The organism is Streptomyces minutiscleroticus (assembly GCF_014650875.1).
GTDB classification, from domain to species: domain Bacteria; phylum Actinomycetota; class Actinomycetes; order Streptomycetales; family Streptomycetaceae; genus Streptomyces; species Streptomyces minutiscleroticus.
This window is the reverse complement of the sequence record NZ_BMVU01000236.1, coordinates 1-714: the sequence shown is the minus strand read 5'-3', so window position 1 is coordinate 714 and position 714 is coordinate 1. Positions and strand designations below refer to the sequence as shown.

1 pseudogene is annotated in these 714 nt (G+C 71.3%); it reads right to left on the bottom strand.

The features are described 5' to 3' along the window. Positions 1-714: pseudogene (locus tag IE271_RS41215) on the bottom strand (Pls/PosA family non-ribosomal peptide synthetase); the annotation flags it as partial.

The following is a 714-nucleotide window of genomic DNA, read 5'->3' as shown; positions in this document are numbered from 1 at the left end:
ACAGCGCGTCGGCGACCATCGTGCCGGTGCCCACGGTGCTCAGGTACGGGTTGTCGTGCTTGACCTCGGTGCCGAAGTTCGACCCCGTCTGCTCCACCGGGGTCAGCCGGTACCCCACGGCCCGCAGGTAGGGGACGATGAGCGAGCTGTCCCCGAACAGCCGGGTGAATGCCTTCACATTGGTCAGGCGGGTGATCGCCCGGTGGAGGGAGTAAGGGAAGCCGTACAGGCGGTAGGTGCGGTCCGGCCTCAGCGCGAGCATCAGCAACCGCGGAACGGCCGTCACCACGGCGAGGCCGACGAGCAGCGAGCCGAAGAACAGCACGAGGGACACGATCAGGGCGTCCCGGTAGAACGCCCAGGCGGTCAGCGAGGCGGCTCCGGCGTCCGTCACGGCGGTGAGCTGCGGGACCTGGGCGAACAGCAGGTCCGACCCGCCGATCACCAGGGGCACGTAGAACACCAGCGCGCCCAGCAGCTGCCCCAGGGCGTAGCCGGCCCGGTGCCGGGTGGTGCAGGGGACGGGGTCGACCGTCCGGAAGTCCGTGTCGCACCGCAGTGCCGGGGAGCCGTGCCAGGCCTCGCCCGCGGGCACGGACTGGCCGGTGTGCAACGAGGAGGAGTGTCCGAGCTGGGCGCCGTCGCCCAGGGCGGTGTCGATCTCCAGCACCGTCGCCTCGCTGACGTAGACGTCGCGGCCGAGGGTGACCGGGC